Origin of the sequence: Spirosoma fluviale (genome assembly GCF_900230225.1) — a bacterium.
GTDB lineage: Bacteria > Bacteroidota > Bacteroidia > Cytophagales > Spirosomataceae > Spirosoma > Spirosoma fluviale.
Genome location: NZ_OCNH01000003.1, coordinates 1 through 17,455, shown reverse-complemented (window position 1 = coordinate 17,455; position 17,455 = coordinate 1). Strand labels below are relative to the sequence as shown.

13 protein-coding genes are annotated in these 17,455 nt (G+C 52.5%); all 13 read left to right on the top strand.

Annotation, left to right across the window (positions count from 1 at the left end; all coding sequences use genetic code 11):
* Positions 1-7: 7 nt before the first annotated feature.
* The 13 genes from CRO74_RS16315 to CRO74_RS16255 all read left to right on the top strand — a co-directional run bounded on the left by CRO74_RS16315 (position 8) and on the right by CRO74_RS16255 (position 16,437).
* Positions 8-1,042: a glycosyltransferase family 4 protein gene (locus CRO74_RS16315; protein WP_097127145.1), complete on the top strand. Its 1,035-nt coding sequence runs from the start codon at positions 8-10 to the stop codon at positions 1,040-1,042.
* Between the two features lie 146 nt (positions 1,043-1,188).
* Complete coding sequence (locus CRO74_RS16310; protein WP_097127144.1) at positions 1,189-2,358, top strand: acyltransferase family protein; 1,170 nt, start codon at positions 1,189-1,191, stop codon at positions 2,356-2,358.
* Positions 2,359-2,411: 53 nt separating this feature from the next.
* Positions 2,412-3,401: a glycosyltransferase family 2 protein gene (locus CRO74_RS16305; RefSeq protein ID WP_097127143.1), complete on the top strand. Its 990-nt coding sequence runs from the start codon at positions 2,412-2,414 to the stop codon at positions 3,399-3,401.
* 10 nt (positions 3,402-3,411) lie between these two features.
* Entirely contained in the window at positions 3,412-4,701 is a 1,290-nt protein-coding gene (locus tag CRO74_RS16300) for a glycosyltransferase family 4 protein (RefSeq protein WP_097127142.1), read from the top strand.
* 16 nt (positions 4,702-4,717) lie between these two features.
* Positions 4,718-6,094, top strand: coding sequence for a hypothetical protein (locus CRO74_RS16295; protein WP_245877881.1), 1,377 nt, complete (start codon positions 4,718-4,720; stop codon positions 6,092-6,094).
* 11 nt (positions 6,095-6,105) lie between these two features.
* Entirely contained in the window at positions 6,106-7,257 is a 1,152-nt protein-coding gene (locus tag CRO74_RS16290; RefSeq protein ID WP_245877880.1) for a glycosyltransferase family 4 protein, read from the top strand.
* 1 nt (position 7,258) lies between these two features.
* Entirely contained in the window at positions 7,259-7,924 is a 666-nt protein-coding gene (locus tag CRO74_RS16285) for an LbetaH domain-containing protein (RefSeq protein WP_097127140.1), read from the top strand.
* 33 nt (positions 7,925-7,957) lie between these two features.
* Positions 7,958-9,160, top strand: a complete 1,203-nt coding sequence (locus tag CRO74_RS16280; RefSeq protein ID WP_097127139.1) for a glycosyltransferase — start codon at positions 7,958-7,960, stop codon at positions 9,158-9,160.
* Between the two features lie 20 nt (positions 9,161-9,180).
* Complete coding sequence (locus CRO74_RS16275) at positions 9,181-9,744, top strand: LbetaH domain-containing protein (RefSeq protein WP_245877879.1); 564 nt, start codon at positions 9,181-9,183, stop codon at positions 9,742-9,744.
* A gap of 35 nt (positions 9,745-9,779) precedes the next feature.
* Positions 9,780-10,649 (top strand): glycosyltransferase family 2 protein, encoded by an 870-nt coding sequence (locus CRO74_RS16270; RefSeq protein WP_097127138.1) that lies wholly within the window; start codon positions 9,780-9,782, stop codon positions 10,647-10,649.
* A gap of 10 nt (positions 10,650-10,659) precedes the next feature.
* Positions 10,660-11,070, top strand: a complete 411-nt coding sequence (locus CRO74_RS16265; protein ID WP_097127137.1) for a hypothetical protein — start codon at positions 10,660-10,662, stop codon at positions 11,068-11,070.
* A gap of 41 nt (positions 11,071-11,111) precedes the next feature.
* Complete coding sequence (locus CRO74_RS16260; RefSeq protein ID WP_097127136.1) at positions 11,112-12,431, top strand: glycosyltransferase family 4 protein; 1,320 nt, start codon at positions 11,112-11,114, stop codon at positions 12,429-12,431.
* 61 nt (positions 12,432-12,492) lie between these two features.
* Entirely contained in the window at positions 12,493-16,437 is a 3,945-nt protein-coding gene (locus tag CRO74_RS16255) for a PA14 domain-containing protein (RefSeq protein WP_097127135.1), read from the top strand.
* The last annotated feature ends 1,018 nt before the right edge of the window (positions 16,438-17,455 follow it).

The window sequence follows — 17,455 nt, the reverse complement described above, 5'->3', positions numbered from 1 at the left end:
ATCTGCAATGAAAAAAAATCTGCTCATCATTGGCTCATCTCAGGGTGTTTACGGAGGTATTGAGGCCTACATGATTGCGCTGGCCGAAGCAGCTTCTTCCTGGGAGGAATTTGATGTCAAATTGTGTTTCAAAATAATTGAAGGGGCAGAAGCGGTCGAGAATCTGGTGCAGTCGGCCGAAGCGGTCTGCAAACAGGTTTATTTTGTCCGGAGAGGGTCCAAAGAATTAGTTGATCTGCTTAAATGGGCCGATGTGCTGCACGTGCAGAATATGCCGCCCGACATTGTTTTTCCGGCCCGGTTCATGTCGAAAAAGGTTTTCCTGACCGTACACAACCGTCGCCTGCCCGAACTCAACCTGCACAACCTGATCTGGCGTTTCTCCATCCGGTTTGCTTACCGCCGGTGGTTCAACTCCAACTTTGTGTGGGGCACCTGGGAGAACGGCAAAAAATCCAGCAACAGCGACTGTGTCCCAACCGTATGCCGCCTGCCAACAGCCTGGTGCCCACCCGAACAGCGTAAAGGGTTCCTGTTTGTGGGCCGCTGGATTGAGAACAAGGGCATTCAGGAAATCCTGAAAGCCTACGCCCTCGGCAACTTCGACCCCAACGAGTACCCGCTTACGATACTGGGCGACGGGCCGCTGAAACCGGTCGTGCTGTCTATGATCGACGAACTGAAGATTAAGCATGTAAACATGCCGGGCTTTGTCGACGATGCGACGAAACAGAAGTATCTGTCGTCTACACGCTGGTTGCTGGCCCCCGCCCGTACACAGGAAGACTTGGGCCTCACGCCCATCGAAGCCCGCAGCGTAGGTGTTCCGTCTATCGTTACGCGCGATGGGGGTTTACCCGAAGCCGGGGGAGCGGCCTCGCTGATTGTTGAGCCGGGCGATGTGGAAGGCCTGGCACGCTGCATGCAGATGGCCGCAACCATGGACGAAACGGAATACCAGCGTCGCGGTAAACTGGCAAAAGATACGCTCGAAGGTTTCCTGAAACCAATGGACTTCTACCGTACCTCCTACAATAACTAATTCATTATCACCACCACTGATTCACCTGTCGAATCGGGCTATTTAGTTGAATAGAACAGACAGGCAATTCACTATACATAAGCAGTTTAACGTATCAATAGACTGCATCATGACTGAATATCCATCCAATATTAAACCTTACCCCAATGTCTGGGAAATCTATCCGAATAATTTCGCCTGTATCGAGTGTCTACCTGGATGCCACCCGCCTGTTGGCAGCTCTCGTTGTCTTATACGTCCATGCTCATGATCAGTGGTATGGGGTTGAATCGGCACTGCTGAAATCCCTGGCGCACGGGGCTGTCATTGTCTTTTTTGTGCTGTCGGGTTATGTTATTGCCTATACAACGACGAACAACAACCGGGGTGAATTTCAGTACGCTAAAGCGCGTCTGAGTCGTTTGTGCTCAGTACTGTTCCCCACATTGTTGATTACCATCGTTGCCAGCGTCATCGTTTCGAAGGTCGATCCGGTGCTCATGGCGGAGTACTCGCGGGGAGCGGCCTGGCCAAGGTATCTGCTCAGCAGCACCTTTTTGAACGAAATCTGGTTTCTGTCGGCCACCCCGCCCATTAACCGGCCACTGTGGTCATTGAGTTATGAATTCTGGTACTATGCCATTTTTGGTGCCTGGTTTTATGCCAAAGGAGGCTACAAGTCCCTGCTTCCGTTCGTGATTATGTGCCTGATGGCCGGTCCCAAAATTCTTTGCATGATGCCCATCTGGCTGGCCGGTGTGGCCGCTTACAAATACCGGGGACCCGCCAGTTCATCAAACAAGGTGTTCCTGCTTATCATTTTGCTGTTTGGCGTTGTAGTGGTATCTATTCTCTCGTTGCCCGCCATTCCGTACCAGCTCGGCAGAAGTCCGCTTTACTACGCCAATCAGTTCATTACCGACTGGATCTCAGGGCTGATTTTCGCCTTCTCCCTGTGGCTTCTGCCAACCGTTGCCAAGGCGCCAGCTAAGCCAAATAGATGGATCGAGCGGTTCCGGGATGTGGCCAACATGACATTCCCGCTGTATGTGCTGCACCATCCATTGCTCATCCTTTGGCGGGCCGTTTTGGGTTATCAGGTTGGTAACCCGGCCGACATGTGGCAGGCGATTGTTGTTGTTACCCTTGTTTCGGCGGTGTTAGGCGTGCTCATGGATAAACAGCGGTTTGTATGGGATAGACTCTTTACGTTCCTGCTGACGAAAGTAAAAAAACTTTCGACGGGCATTTTTTCGCCTGCCCAACCGAATAAAGTACTTGTCTATCATTCCGTTGAAGAATCGGCCGTTAATACGCCGTCCGGAAACGATAACTGATTTGCCCGCCGGGCTAACCTTTCGGCACGTCCAGCGATAAAAAAATACTTCCAATGACTAAAGTTTCGATCTTAATTCCGACCTACAAAAGGCCCGATCTTCTCGTAGAAGCCGTGAAGTCGTGTCTTGAGCAGACGTATCTGCCTTACGAACTGGTCATCGGCGACGACTCACCCGACGAGGTGACGGCTCAGGTAGTTGAGGAACTGAAGAAAGAATCGCCGGTAACGATTCGCTACATCCACAACAAGCCGTCGCTGAAGCAGGCCCGGAATATAAACATGCTTTTCAACGAAGCACAGGGCGATAAGGTGATGATTCTGCACGACGACGATCTGCTCATGCCCGAATCGCTGGAAACCCTGGTGAACGTCTTTGAGCGTGACCCATCGGTGAGTGTTGCGTTCGGCAAGCAGTACATCATTACCGATACCGGTGAGATCGACCCGGAGTCGTCCATCACGTTCAATCAGGATTTTTACCGGATCGAGAAGTTTGAAGGCACGGCGTTGACTCCGTTTGAATCGGCCCTCTGCCAGCAGTTCCCGAACAACGGATACCTGATCAAGGCGGAGATCATCAAGAAAATGCAGTGGAACATCGACGCCGGTGATGCCTGCGACTACGAGTTTGGGTACCGGCTGGGACTGGCGGGCTACAAGATGTACTTCGTCAATAAATTCCTTGGCAAATACCGCCTGTCGGCCGAGTCGATCTCGCATTCCAGAACCAGCGACTGTGCTTATCAGGCGTATCATATTCTGAGCAACAGCAAGCCCAACAGTCCATTTTCCGAGGAAGTCCGGGCCAAACGGTTGTACGAGCGGGCACCCATTGCCATTACGGAAGCCGTTAACCTCGGCAAACGCGGCAAAGCGGTCGAGATCCTGTTCAGCGAATGGTACAGAAAGCGCATCCTGTCTTTGCAGGGAATAAAACGGGTGCTGTATATCCTGTTTTACTTCGAGCCGAAGAAATTGTTTTCAGGGCAGCCAAACCGGCAGTCGATCAAGAAAAAAAAGGAAGTCGAGTACAGCTTATAATCCCTATCCTATGAAAATTGTGCTTTCGCATCCTACCGGCAATGCCAACGTTCGCGCTGTTTTAACAGCGTTGGTGAAAGCAAACGCCCTGGCGGAATTCAACACCACCCTGGCCACCAATCCCGATGCGGGCTGGCTGAAGCTATTGCCGGGCAGCGTGCGAAGCGAACTACTCCGCCGAACGTTTCCGGCTCCGCAAGAACAGATCCAGACGCACCCGCTCCGGGAAATTGCCCGGATGGCGTTCCCGAAACTGGGGCTGAACCAACTCGTTCGGCATGAGCAGGGATGGGCCAGTATCGACGCTGTTTATCAGGATTTCGACCGGCTCACGGCGCAGCGGCTGACCAAACTAGCGGCCAGTCAATCCGTCAACGCGGTATATGCCTACGAAGATGGCGCGCTGGAAACGTTTCGGCAGGCTAAAAAGCTGGGCCTGACGTGCGTGTATGATCTGCCCATTGCCTACTGGGAAACTGGTCGTAAGCTGATGCTCGAAGAAGCCGAACGTATGCCCGCCTGGGCACCTACGCTGGGGGGCGGCATTCAGGATTCGGAAGCCAAGCTGGAACGCAAAACCCGCGAACTCGAACTAGCCGATATTGTAGTGGGACCCGGGCTATTCGTGATGGACTCCATCCCTGCCTGGGCCGCCGACAAACAGACCATCATGGCCCCCTTCGGGTCGCCGGTGCTGCCCGCTGCGGCAAGCCAGCCCAAAACGAACGAGTCAACAAACCGTCGGCCGTTACGGGTGTTGTTTGCGGGTTCGATGGGGCAGCGCAAAGGCCTCGGCGACTTGTTCGAAGCGGTTAAACTCCTCAATAATCCTGATCTGGAGCTGGTCGTTATGGGGTCGCTGTTGAGCCCGATCGAGTTTTACCGGTCGCAATACGCCGGATTTACTTACGAGGCTGGTCGCCCGCACGATCAGGTGCTGGCCCTAATGCGCTCCTGCGATGTCTTTTGCCTGCCTTCCATTGTAGAAGGTCGTGCGCTGGTGATGCAGGAAGCCATGAGCCAGGGATTGCCGCTCATTATTACGCCCAATACCGGTGGTGCCGATTTGATTCAGGAAGGAAAGACCGGTTTTCTGGTGCCTATCCGTTCGCCGAAAGCCATTGCCGAAAAACTAAGCTGGTTTCTCGACAACCGCGACCAGATCCCAGAAATGGGGAAACTGGCCCAGGCGCACGCAGCCACCTACACCTGGGATGGCTACGGCACAACGGTCGTTGACTCGATCAATGATTTTTACACCAAACTAGTACGGAAGCCGCAGATTGCGGCCAACGCCTAACATTAATTCGAACGCAATGTCTGTAGTTGATTTTCCAATTTCGGCGAAGTCTGGGTTGAGGGCAAATATGCCTTCCGATCGGCAGGCTATGCCTGAACAGATGGAGGCCAACAAATGGCTTAAGCGGGGTATCTGGCTGTATTTCTGGCTGCTCCTTCTGGAGGGTGCTTTACGAAAGTGGGTACTGCCGGGACTGGCGACTCCCCTGCTGATCGTTCGTGACCCAATTGCGATCTTTCTGATCATTGGTGCCTGGAGAAACGGGCAGTTACGCATAAACGGTTACTTGCTCGGCATGGTGTCCATTGGCCTGCTCGGCATTTATACCGCCATTTTCCTCGGCCACGGCAACCTTACGGTGGCCCTGTTCGGCGCGCGTATTCTGCTGTTCCATTTCCCGCTGATGTTCGTGATCGGGGCCATTTTTGAGCGCGAAGACGTTATTAAACTCGGCAAGATGACCGTTCTGATCTCGGTTTTCATGTCCGTTCTGATTGCCATTCAGTTTTACAGTCCTCAATCGGCCTTTGTGAACCGGGGCGTTGGGGGCGACATGGCGGGGGCTGGTTTCGACGGGGCTATGGGTTATTTCCGGCCACCGGGCACCTTCTCCTTCACCAACGGCCTTCACCTCTTTTTCGGGTTTGCGGGCATCTTTATCTTTTACTTCTGGGTTCAGGCCGAGGGCATCAACCGACTGATTCTGCTTGCGGCTACGGCCGGTATGGCAGCTGCGATACCCTTTTCTATCAGCCGAAGCTTATTGCTTTTCGTAGCCATCGATTTTGCTTTTGTGGCCATCGCCATCCTCCGCAAGCCGCAATATGCCGGGCGTATGATCATGCTGATTATCGGGGCGATGATCGTCGTGGCGATACTGAGCCAGTTGCCGGTTTTACAGGCACCTATGGAAGCGTTTATTTCCCGTTTCACCAGCGCCAGCGATGTAGAAGGTGGCCTCAAAGGCTCCCTGGGCGACCGGTGGCTGGGTGGATTGGCCGGTGCCCTCGGCGACTCGTTTAATCAGCCATTCTGGGGCTATGGCCAGGGCATGGGAACCAACGCGGGCAGTACCCTGCTGACGGGTGGTTCACGCGCTTTCCTGATCTCGGAAGGCGAATGGGGCCGGGTCATTGGCGAAATGGGGCCTTTACTGGGGCTTCTTCTGATTCTGATCCGGGTGAGCATAAGCCTTGAGTTTGTGGTGATCGGGTACAAACGGCTCATCGCCGGTGATTTCCTGCCCTGGGTATTGATCGGCTATATCCTGATGATGGTGCCTCAGGCGCAGTGGGCACAACCAACGGCCCTGGGCTTTAGCACGCTGATTGGCGGACTTTTTCTGGCGTCGCTACATCAATCCCGGTCCAACGCGTCCGGCAACACACACTAATGACTACACCGATGCGTATTGTTTTAATTGGGAATTACCCACCCGACAAGCAGGAAAGTATGGAGCGGTTTGCGCAGATGATGCAAACCGGATTCCAGAACCTGGGCGTTAGCTCCGAGATATGGCGTCCGGTGGTTTTCTTCGCCAAAGGGGCCGGTAACACGACCGTTGGACTGGGAAAATGGCTTGGCTACCTGGACAAATGGTTGCTTTTCCCGCTGCTACTGCGCTGGCGTTTGCGGCCGGGTACGGGCTACGATGCCGTCCGGTTCCACATCTGCGATCATTCCAACGCGCCTTATCTGGGGCATTTGCCGCATGAGCGCACGGGCATAACCTGCCACGATGTACTCGCCATTCGGGGAGCAATGGGCTTTGAAGATGCCTACTGCCCGGCGTCTGGATTCGGCAAAATTCTTCAGAAATGGATTCTCGGTCATTTGTCACGGGCTAAACTACTGGCAACCGTCTCTAAGCTTACCCTGAAACAGCTGACCGAACTGGCCCCCGGCCACCCAGCTCCACAGCAGGACTGGCGGGTTATTCACAATGCGTTCAACGGTCATTTTCGGCCTATGCCCGAAGATGAAGCCCGTGAGCTGCTGCATCAGAAAGGGATTCGCTTACCCGAACCGTTCATTCTGCACGTAGGCTCCGGCATGGCCCGCAAAAACCGCCGGATGCTGCTGGATATGGCCGATAAAGCAGGCTCGCAGTGGACCGGCACGATCTGTTACGCCGGTCATGCGCTGGAAGACGATCTGCTCCAACTGGCCAACGCATACGGCTTGTCCGAACGGGTCGTTTCTGTAACCCAACCCGACCATAACACGCTGGTGGCGCTCTACAGTCTTTGCCAGGCCTTTGTCTTTCCTTCCTTTTCGGAAGGATTTGGCTGGCCGCTCATCGAAGCGCAGGCCTGTGGCGCCCCGGTAATCACCAGTACTATTGAACCTATGCCCGAAGTAAGCGGTGGCGCAGCTTTGTACGCGCACCCATCCGAACCCATTGCCTTTGCCGAAGCCCTGCTGGCTTTACAGAATGAAACCACCCGCGCCGAGTTTATCCGGTGGGGTTTTGAGAACGCGGCCAACTTCGAGTCGGATCGCATCATGAACGCTTACCTCGATATCCACAGCCCGGTACCGGTTACGGTCCATTGATATGTTTCTGAAACTCATTTCATTTTTCCTTCCGTGGAGCTTACGCCGACGTGCTCTCAACAAGTGGTTCGGCTTTGAGATCAGTCCAACAGCGCACATTGGCCTGGCCTGGATTTTCCCAACCCGGCTCGTTATGAAGGACAACGCCCGAATCGACCATTTCACCGTAGCCGTTAACCTCGACCGGATTGAGATGGAGAAAGACGCGTACATCGGACGGAGCAACTGGATCACGGGCTTTTCCAAAGATGCCGACTCGGCCCATTTTCGCCACCAGGCGGCTACACGTCGGCCGGAGTTATGGCTGGGCGAATCGGCTTCAGTCAATAAGAATCATCATCTGGATTGTACCAACCGGCTGGAGATTGGCAAGTTCTCGACCATTGCCGGGTACAACTCACAGTTTCTGACGCACTCGATCAACGTGGAGGAGAACCGGCAGGACAGCACCCCCATCAGCATTGGCGACTACACTTTTGTGGGGACCAACGTGGTGGTACTGGGCGGCTCCCGCTTACCGGACCATTCGGTGCTGGGTGCCAAGTCGTTGCTTAACAAAGCGTTTGAGGAACCGTGGATGCTCTACGCCGGTGTACCGGCCAAAGCGTTGCAACCGGTGCCCAAAACGGCTAAATATTTTTCCCGTACTGAGGGTTTTGTCATTTAATCAACCCGGCAAAACGCCAGATACCACAACATAATGAACGTTTTACATGTAGTTGCCGGGATGGACCCCAAAACCGGGGGCGTTTGTCAGGCTATACGCACGATAATTAATGGATTGACGGAATTGGGTATCCAGAACGAGGTAGCCAGCATTGACGCGCCAGACGCCCCATACCTGTCCGATTACTCCTTCCCGATCCACGCGCTCGGTCCGGCGGGCCGCTCGTGGCAGTACAGCGCAAAGCTCGTTCCCTGGCTGGTCGATAACCTCACCCGGTTCGATACCGTCATTGTGCATGGTCTCTGGTTGTACCACAGCTATGCAGCCCGGAAAGCCATCCAGCAGGTAAAAAAAGAGCAGAAGTCGGCGGGTAAAATGCCCAAAGTGTTCATCATGCCGCACGGTATGCTCGACCCCTGGTTTCAGGAAGCTAAAGGCCGCAAGTTAAAAGCGCTGCGCAACTGGCTCTACTGGAAGGTGATCGAAGACAAAGTTGTCAACGAAGCCGATGGGATGTTGTTTACCTGCGAGGAAGAGTTGATCCAGGCCCGGAAGCCCTTCAGGCCTTACCAGCCCAGTCAGGAAATCAACGTTGGGTACGGCATCGACAGCTCACCGGCTTTTACGCCAGCCATGAAGGAGGCTTTTCTAACCAAATGTCCCGAACTAGCCAACCAGCCTTATTTGCTGTTTTTGAGCCGGATAGACATGAAAAAAGGCGTCGATCTGCTCATCAAAGCGTACGCAGCCGTCGTGTCGGCAAGTCAGCATACGGGCGCGTCGGTTCCGAAACTGGTCATTGCCGGGCCGGGTCTGGAAACGACTTACGGGCAGAGTATGCAGCAACTGGTGGCTGGCAACCCGCTCATAAAAGACAAAGTGATATTTCCGGGTATGCTTACGGGCAATACAAAATGGGGTGCTTTTTACGGCTGCGAGGCTTTTGTACTCCCCAGCCATCAGGAAAACTTCGGTATTGCCGTGGTGGAAGCCCTCGCGTGCGGAAAGCCGGTATTAATCTCGAATCAGGTCAATATCTGGCGGGAAATCGCATCAGCAGCGGGTGGTTTCGTCGCCCCTAATACGGTCGAAGGCACCCGGCAGGTACTGGAAGACTGGCTGAGTCTGACACCTCCTGAGCAGCGCAAGATGGAAAAGCAGGCCCGGTACGCATTTGAAGAATATTTCTACATCAATCCGGCGGCTGCCCGCATGGCGCAGGCCATCAGTGCCTGAGAAAGCAGGCAATTTCAACTATGCTCAACATGGTAATGGTTAATCAAGATACATTCACGGGGCCTTCGTTTTCGCTGAAGAACCGAATTGGCCGGGTTGTCTGGGGTGTTTTTGCCGCCTTATTCTTCCGGCTCTCCCCCCGCCCCTTTCATAGCTGGCGGTCATTCGTGCTCCGGTGTTTCGGGGCGAAAGTTGGCCGGGGCGTTCACGTGTACCCGAACGTGAAAATCTGGGCTCCCTGGAACCTCGACCTCGCCGACGAGTGTGGCGTAGCGGATGGAGCTATCCTGTATTCACTGGCCAAAATCACCCTTGGTCAGCGGGCGGTGGTATCGCAGGGGGCGCACATCTGCGCAGGTACCCACGATTACACCCGGCCCGGCTCTCCGCTGGTAGCTATGCCGATCGAAATTGGCGACCACGCGTGGGTGGCGGCCGAAGCCTTTGTTCATCCGGGCATTACCATTGGTAACGGCTGCGTGGTGGGTGCCCGCTCGGTGGTGACCAAAAACATGCCACCCTGGACAATCTGCGCCGGTCATCCCTGCAAGCCGATCAAGGAACGCGTCATGCAGGAAGCGTAAAATTCTTATTCAGACACATCATACGATAACGATATATGATCCCGATCTCCGTACTGATCCTCACAAAGAATGAAGAGCAGGATTTACCCGAATGCCTGAAATCGGTAACCTGGTGCGATGACGTTCACGTGTTCGACTCCTTCAGCGACGACCGAACAGCTGATATTGCCCTGGCTGCCAACGCGACCATCACGAAGCGGAAGTTCGACAACTGGTCGGCACACCAGAACTGGGGACTGGCCAACATTCCGTTCAAATACCCCTGGGTACTCTACATCGACGCCGATGAGCGGGTATCGGATAGTTTGCTGGCTTCGCTGAAAGCCTTTGATACCACCCGGACGGATGCTGTGGCTTTTGAAGTACAACGCCGGGATTTTGCCTGGGATGGCACCTGGCTGAAACACGCACAGATGTCGCCGTATTACCTGCGGCTGTTCCGCCCGAACAAGATGCGCTACGAACGGCTGGTGAACCCGGTGTCATTGCCCGATGGCCCTACGGGTCGGTTGAGCGGTTTTCTGGATCATTATCCGTTCAGCAAAGGGTTCCGTTTCTGGTGGCAGCGGCATTTGGGCTACGCCGATATGGAAGCCGCCACGCACCTCGCCAACATGAACGGGCAAACGTCATTTTCGGTACAGAAAGCACTGTTCGGTAAGGATTTCACCGAGAAACGATTCCACCAGAAGGGGCTTTTCTACCAAATGCCTGGTCGGCCAATTATCAAATGGCTGTACATGGTGGTCGTGCGCCGGGCCTTTCTCGACGGGGGCGCTGGCGTCACTTACTCGACGCTACAGGCCATTTACGAGTACTTCATTGTGCTGCGGACAAAGGAGCTAATGAAGCAGCATCAGGCCAAACCGGCCGACAAATCACCGGTACTGGTAGCCAGTGAGTAACTACCCCTTCATGCGATCAAGTATTCTTTATATTCTTTTAGCGATTGGCTTACTCAGTGTCTTTCTGTTCAGCTGGCTACCGCAACCAAGGTTGGAATTATCCAATTACCTACCCATTTGGGTAACGCGCTGGGCAGACGACGACGCGAACATGAATATCCGAACGGCCATTCCGTTCGTTTTCCTCGGCGGTCTTTCGGCCATCTGGCTGGTCAGCACAAACCGGCCCTGGCCCATGTGGCTAGCCGTCTGGCTGGGATTGGTCGCCATTGTTACGCTTGCCGAAGCGGGTCAGTTACTACTTCCCCTGCGTCACTTCGACTGGGGAGATATTGGCTGGGGATCAGGGGGTGCAGCGGCTGGCCTCGTGCTTGTCACGGCGCTGCTGCTGGCAGGTCGCGAGATCAAATCCCTTTTCTGAAGGCCCGGACACTTACGTATGCCCCGCCATGCCTTTATGGCATGACAAAACATTTTCTCAAACGACTCTCAACAACATACAACTGGCTCATGGCTAACAAACGGGTTCTTATTTACAGTCAGACGTTCGCTCCCGATCATAGCGGCATCTCTATTTATGCCTCTGATTACGCGTTTTACTGCGCCGAGAATGGCTACGACGTCGATGTTATCACCGGTTTTCCTTTTTATCCACAGTGGCAGAAACGCAAAGAGGATGAAGGCAAACTGTTCGCTACAGAAGTGATCAACAACGTTACGGTTCACCGGGGCTACTTATACGTTCCGCATAATCCGTCGGCTTTTCAGCGAATCATGCACGAAGTGTCGCTGACCTTCTTTGCCATGATCAACTCGTTCCGGGTGAAGCGGCCAGACGTTATCGTGGTCTTTACCACGCCCGTTCTGCTGGGTGTACTGGCAGCTTTCATGAACCTGTTCTGGCGTCGAAAACTGGTCATCAACGTGCAGGATTTTCAGGTCGAAGCGGCTTACTCGCTGGGTATGCTGAAAGGATCGGCCATGCTGAAGGTCATCAACGCTCTGGAGTTATGGAGCTACAAAAAAGCCGATTATGTATCCAGTATTTCGGGCAGTATGCTCGACCTGCTGCGCGACCGCAAAAAGCTTCCCGACAGCAAGATCCTTTTCTGGCCGAACTGGACGCACAACGACGAAAAAACCTTTGTAAAGCCCGCAGCCGGGCTGTTCCGCAAGAAGTTCAACTTTGCTCCCTCCACCAAACTCATTGGCTATGCCGGTAACGTGGGCAAAAAGCAGGGACTGGATATTCTGCTGGATACCGCCGTCGAATTTGCGCACGTGCCGGATGTACAGTTTCTGATCATTGGTGAAGGGGCCGATCTGGAACGCTTGAAGGCTTATGCCGCCGAGAAGTCGATCCGGAACGTACAGTTCATGCCGTTCCTGAACTCCTCCGAATACCTTGAGTTTCTGGCCGATGTCGATGCGGTCTTTATCTCGCAGGTGAAAGTACCATTTGATATCTACTTCCCATCGAAACTGCTGGGTATCATGGCCATGCGTCAGCTGCTGATCGTCAACGCCGACGCTAAATCGGAGCTCTACAAGACGACGAAGAAAAACGACATCGCGCTGGTGAGTGACTACGGCGACATGGCTACCCTGAAGAAGTACGTCTCTATGGTGATTACCAACGATCCGGTTATTGAAGACTACAAATCGGAAGCCGAAAAATTTGTGGTGCAGTTTGGCCGGGAAGTGGTACTGTCGAACATTGCCCAGGTATTGCTGGATGAGCCGGTATCTGCCCCTCGGGTAGCAGAGGTTGTCAACCAATAAAAAAACACATTATACCAACCAGTTCGAATTTTGGTGGTTTACTGATTATAAGAAATAGTCTATGTACAGGTTAAAAACGAGTAAGGGAGTGTTGCTCCTGCTGGTAAGTCTGGTTATTTGCACCCTGCTGCCCTTAATGACAGCTGCCCAGTCCAAAGACCGGACTCCCTTCTCGTTTACCCTGAAAACGGCGGCCCGAACAAGCGCGGGCGTATTCTCCAAAGACAGCGTGCTGCTCCGGACCCTCTGGAGCGGTGTCGAGTACCCGGCGGGTACGCATCAAAAAACCTGGGATGGCCTCGACGATGAGGGCAGGCTTATTACGGAAGGCAATTACGACATCCGGGTATTATCGAACAATGTAAATTATACCTGGGAGGGTGTTATCGGCAATTCGTCCTTTGGCATTAGCAAGGGCAACAACATGCATCGGGCTTTTCTGCGTATGCAGAGTATGGCCGTCAGCGGCAACACCACGTATTTTGGCGTTGGCTACGCCGAAGGCAATCCCTCGCAGGCCAAGTTTACGGTAGACAACCCACAGTCGCGGATTGAGTTTTCGCCAAAAGGTGAAACGGCCCAGGCCACCTTGTTTACGGCCACTGATGGGACCACCGTTTACTGGGCCGGTTATGACGGTTACGGCAATGGCAACAGCTGGTTTATTTATGGTACCAATACCAGCGATGATAAAGAAAAGCTGTTTCCCAAAGGCCTTTCCTTCAAGACTGCCCTCGGCAAAACATACGCGTCCTGTCTGGATATAATCCGGGAGGCCAATGGTGTCATAACGGGGCTGGCCGTTCAGAAAAACGGGAACTACCTGTTCGTTTCGCACAAGGCAAGGCACCAGATTCGGGTGTACAACAAGACAACCGGTGCGCTGGTCCAAACGCTCTTCTTCAACGATGCGGCCGGACTAGCCGTGGACGGGCAGGACCAGCTTTGGGTCATCAACGGCCTGACCGTACGTAAATACGCCGTTGCAACCGATGGCAATCTAGTCGAGACAGATGTTTCCCTGACGGGTTTGGAACGTCCGATGGCCCTGGCCGTATCGCCCGATAACAGAACCGTACTCGTTGCCGATGGCGGAGGAAGCCAGCAACTGAAAGCCTACAATAACGTGAGTGGCGTATCGAGCTGGACACTGGGTCAACAGGGTGGCTATGCAACAGACCCAACCGTGAACAACGACAAGTTCTACTTTTCGGATGTGAGCGGGATTATCAACGATACGTTTCTTGCGTTTCAGGCCGATGGGTCGTTCTGGGTGGGCGATTCGGGCAATTACCGGGCGCAGCACTACTCGGCCAGCCGAACTTTCATTGATCGGATTCAGTACATGCAGCACGCTTACAGCTCGGAGGTCGACCAGAACAACCCCCGGCGGGTCTTTTGCCAGTATCTGGAGTTCGATGTCGATTATACCAAACCGCTGGCCTCCTCCTGGACGCTGGTCAGGAACTGGCGGGCGTCGATACCGGAAACCTATTTCGATCAGCAGAATATCAACCACACATTCATCATCAACGTATTCAAGTCGGTAACGACGCTCAGCAATAACCGGACGTATGCGTTGTTGCAGCAAGTGAAACCGAAAGGATGGAGCGTCGTTGAATTACCTCAAAGCGGCCCCCTGCGGTTTACGGGGATTACCCTCGACAATGCCGAGTATTACCTGGCAGCGGATGGTTCGCTGAACCAGGCCATCAGTCAGCCCAGCGGAGTGGGTGGTAACCTAAAATGGCAGAAGAAGTTGCTGGCGGGTTTCAATCCGCAAAATAACCCCCTCTGGTCGCCCCCGTTACTTACCGCTCGTATTCCGGTTATCAGTGCTACGGACCCCGTCGATTTCACGGGTTATGGCAACATGCGCCCCGGTTTGACCACGGCAAACGGTACGATCATCTCATTTAACAAAAACAAGATCAGCGCCGACAAATCGAACGGATTCGGGTTTCACCTGGGTGGTATCAAACCAGGCACCTCAGGCTGGGCCTGGAAAACAGCCTACGCCACGGCAGAGGAGTACACCGGCAACTTCCCGCCCGACGGAGCCTATGACGTAGGCAATAGCGTTGAGTATGGCGGTGGCGATGTAACCGTTAGCGGGCGGCACATTTTCTGGTCTTACCACGGCGAATTCTGGAAAAACAGCCAAACTAATAAGTGGAACCACGTTTACGAAAACGGCCTGTTTGTTGGCCAGTTTGGTGTACTGGGAACCGAAACCGGGGGGCAGCCCGCTTTTCCGGGCATGGGCGGTAATGTGCTGTATGGCACGGCAGTGGCCGGGCAGGACGGGTCGATCTACATCTGGCATGCCGAGGAAGCGGGGCATAGCGGTCTGCATCGCTGGAAAGTAACCGGACTGGAAACCATTCAGCAGCAATCCATTCCTGTTTCGCTAACCCGAACACGCACGAATGGCCTGCTCGGAACCTACGCCGAAGGGCCCGACCTCAACAACGCCAACACCCGACTGATCCAACTCGATAAACTCGTTAATGTCAACTGGATAGAAAACCCCGTTGGCGCAAAGCTGTCGGGTACGTCGGATTTTTCCGTACGATGGAGCGGCTTTGTTAGTCCTCAGTTTTCGGAACAGTACACGTTTTATGTCAACGCCACAAAAGGCATACGGCTCTGGATCGACAATAAATTGGTGATCGACCAGGTCACCACGAGCAGTTCAACAGAATACAGCGGCAGTATTTCGCTGGCTGCGCATAAACAATACATGGTTCGCCTGGAGTCGTATGGCGGCAACCGGGCGGTTTTTTCGTGGTCAAGCGCCAGCCAGTCCAAACAGATTGTTCCTTCCGAGTACCTGTACCCGCCTATTGAAACGGACACAACCAATGGCCTTGACTTGCTGGAGGGTCTTCCGGCAAGCAGCATTCTGCAAAATGACCTATATGGCTGGAAACGAAGCCCGGCGCAGGAAGACTACACCGACATGAATGCGAAATACTGGACTGCCCGCACAACCGTCAAAAAATACGACCGATTTGCGTCTCCTGACCTGTTCATGTTTTTCCGACAAAACAGCGCCAGTTACAGCATTACCCGTAATCTGGGTAACAACAACAATTTACGCAATAGCTGGCGGCTACAGGGTGTCATTAATCAGGAAGGCAACTTCTTCAGTATTGACGAAGGGCGCAATCGAAACGGCGGCAGCTATATCGAGATCCTCGACGACGAAGACAAGGTAATTTCCCGCATCAATTGCCAGGTTACGCTGGTTCCCACCCCCATTGGACGAATCTACGGCAACGACAAAGTCATTGCGCAGGGAGATTACAACAATGTTATTGCACCAATCTTCAATCGTGCCCAACCGCTCGATATAACGATGGTAGACGGCACGGCCTTTATCAAATATGGCCCTTTCAATGCCGTGAGTGCATCCGTTCTGGACCCGGCGGCTAACTGGCACAGGCCCAAAACCCTGCGCATCTATTTTTGGGGCAATGGCTACAATGTCAATCGGGTGGTTGATATTGAGCAGATGCGTTTTTTTGCCAACAACTCGCCGTCGGTTGTGCTCCTAAAGGCCGACGATGAGGCCAATACCCTCACCGCAACTACGCCATCCACGCGCTATCGAATACTGGTAAGCGAAAATGGGGGGCCTTATCTTCCCTATACCGGCGTCATTAACGCTGGCAATCAGACACGCCCTGAAGGGTACTGGAAGTTCAAGTTAGATGCACCGGGGGCTGAGGTGGTCAACAGTCCGGCTTTCACGGCCTCTGCCGACACTAAATTCAGCGTTTACCCGAACCCAACCGAGGGAATTCTTTACATTAAACACCCTATTGTGGAGGGCGACTGTAAACTCCGGGTCTTCTCTATGGATGGAAAAGAAGTGACCAGCTGGATTCCGGCAACGGGTACGTCAGATTCCGCAGTTGATGTCAGTACATTTGCAAAAGGCACTTATGTACTACAATTTCAAAAGAATTCGACTAATGTGTCCACTCGATTTATCCGGTAAGCTTGTTCTGATTTCTATAAAGTATATGGACTAACAGAAAAATGATGACTTGTATTATAAAAAAAACAGGCGAACAGTTTTTCAATTTATGTTACCTGTCAAATCAATTTTCGGCATTATATAAATACATATCGTAGCAGCCAGACGACTAGAATAAAGAGGCTTATACTTATGACTATTATTATAGTCCAGGGGCCGGGAATAAACTTTTTTAATTTCGATTTTTTCACTGAGTTAGAATTTCGGTCGTGTCAACAGGCATACATTTTCAACAAACACAATTTTCTTACTGTTGACATTTTGTGATGTGGAATAAAAATAGACTGATAAATTGATATAAGTAAAATTACGGCTCTGACTTTATTTGTGATTAACTAATCAACCGTTACACTCGCCAGGATCAGGAGGATTAAACCATGATCCTTTTATCCATTAAGGTAGTTAAATAATGGGTTTGAGCAGATATATCGCTTACATAGTTAGTATTCGGTCGCAAAACCCAGTTACGTTATTGAATAACAGCCTTACTTAAACAGTTAGGTATATACGTATAAAAGAAGTGAGACTATTACTCGTTCACCCAACGACGTAAATGTTTTAATTCCAGTAAAAATTATCATTTATAGCTGACTTATTTTTAGGATAAGGTTTCAATAAATAAACTCAATACCAATTTTATTTTAGATATTATTTATTAAATCTAATACTTAATTAAAACGCTTGGCAAAAAATATACGTTAAGACATTAAAACTTTTTTTACTACTCAATAAATTGGTACCAGAGAATGCACTGCCATTAAAATCGAGCACATAAACGGCTCAGTACATTCGGCCTTATGTCAAAGCCGGAACAGGATGAATTGACGCGCAGTGGCGTTCGTCCATCAATTTAAATTTCACAAATTAAAACAAAAGAATACAATTATGAAGATTGCACTCGTTACCGGATCAGCCGGTTTGATTGGCAGTGAAGCCGTCGCCTTCTTCGCCGATAAATTCGACCTCATCATCGGCATCG

Bases quoted from the DNA above. Each gene is read 5' to 3' on its own strand.
- CRO74_RS16290 (WP_245877880.1), top strand. From the start codon at position 6,106: ATGCGTATTGTTTTAATTGGGAATTACCCACCCGACAAGCAGGAAAGT.
- CRO74_RS16280 (WP_097127139.1), top strand. From the start codon at position 7,958: ATGAACGTTTTACATGTAGTTGCCGGGATGGACCCCAAAACCGGGGGC.
- CRO74_RS16270 (WP_097127138.1), top strand. From the start codon at position 9,780: ATGATCCCGATCTCCGTACTGATCCTCACAAAGAATGAAGAGCAGGAT.
- CRO74_RS16275 (WP_245877879.1), top strand. From the start codon at position 9,181: ATGCTCAACATGGTAATGGTTAATCAAGATACATTCACGGGGCCTTCG.
- CRO74_RS16255 (WP_097127135.1), top strand. From the start codon at position 12,493: ATGTACAGGTTAAAAACGAGTAAGGGAGTGTTGCTCCTGCTGGTAAGT.
- CRO74_RS16315 (WP_097127145.1), top strand. From the start codon at position 8: ATGAAAAAAAATCTGCTCATCATTGGCTCATCTCAGGGTGTTTACGGA.
- CRO74_RS16300 (WP_097127142.1), top strand. From the start codon at position 3,412: ATGAAAATTGTGCTTTCGCATCCTACCGGCAATGCCAACGTTCGCGCT.
- CRO74_RS16295 (WP_245877881.1), top strand. From the start codon at position 4,718: ATGTCTGTAGTTGATTTTCCAATTTCGGCGAAGTCTGGGTTGAGGGCA.
- CRO74_RS16305 (WP_097127143.1), top strand. From the start codon at position 2,412: ATGACTAAAGTTTCGATCTTAATTCCGACCTACAAAAGGCCCGATCTT.
- CRO74_RS16310 (WP_097127144.1), top strand. From the start codon at position 1,189: ATGTCTGGGAAATCTATCCGAATAATTTCGCCTGTATCGAGTGTCTAC.
- CRO74_RS16285 (WP_097127140.1), top strand. From the start codon at position 7,259: ATGTTTCTGAAACTCATTTCATTTTTCCTTCCGTGGAGCTTACGCCGA.
- CRO74_RS16260 (WP_097127136.1), top strand. From the start codon at position 11,112: ATGACAAAACATTTTCTCAAACGACTCTCAACAACATACAACTGGCTC.
- CRO74_RS16265 (WP_097127137.1), top strand. From the start codon at position 10,660: ATGCGATCAAGTATTCTTTATATTCTTTTAGCGATTGGCTTACTCAGT.